The organism is Calditerrivibrio sp. (genome assembly GCF_049968475.1).
GTDB classification, from domain to species: Bacteria; Chrysiogenota; Deferribacteres; order Deferribacterales; family Calditerrivibrionaceae; genus Calditerrivibrio; species Calditerrivibrio nitroreducens_A.
The window spans coordinates 1-539 of the sequence record NZ_JBMFQS010000038.1 but is presented as its reverse complement, the minus strand read 5'-3'; the positions used below and the strand labels follow the sequence as shown (position 1 = coordinate 539).

At 41.7% G+C, this 539-nt stretch carries 1 protein-coding gene and 1 pseudogene; both read right to left on the bottom strand.

What is annotated here, in order from left to right; all coding sequences use genetic code 11:
- Positions 1-182: 182 nt before the first annotated feature.
- Positions 183-392 carry an integrase core domain-containing protein gene (locus tag ACP5Q2_RS09930; protein ID WP_428099643.1) on the bottom strand — a complete coding sequence of 70 codons (210 nt, stop codon included), beginning with the start codon at positions 390-392 and terminating at the stop codon, positions 183-185.
- Positions 337-539 (bottom strand): annotated as a pseudogene (locus ACP5Q2_RS09925) (hypothetical protein); the annotation flags it as partial. The gene ACP5Q2_RS09930 and the pseudogene ACP5Q2_RS09925, both read right to left, overlap by 56 nt.

Sequence of the window (539 nt, the reverse complement as noted above, 5' to 3'; positions counted from 1 at the left end):
ATCTTAGATGCTAATACAATACCTATACCATCAGGCACTACAAGATCAGCTTTCTCTATCGCTTCGCGGAATAGGGAATCAGTTCTTGCAACTTCCAAAGAATGAGGATTGGCACATACGAAATATTTCTGTGCTGCAGCCCCATTTGTCAAGACATTTTTTATGCCCTAAAGTTGTAGATGTCATGCTGCCTCCAGGAAATATTCTCTCTTATACTCAGCCTCAAATTCTTCTGGACTTATATAGCCCAGCCCACTGTGCACGTATAGTTTGTTATAATCAACCTCTATCCATCTTCCTATCCTTTCCCTTGCCTCCTCAAAACTCCCAAACTCATTAAGCCAGATTACCTCCTCTTTTATTGTCCTCATCATCCTCTCTGGTATCTGCATTGCCCTTTGGATTATCATAACTGGTGAATATCTGCTCAATACCGAGTGTTGCCATATCCCTCATAAATGAGGTAGCTGTCGGCTGCGAACCATTGTCACTTATAAGTTTTAGCCTTTGCCCTCTTACACCATCTGGAAATTCCTTCT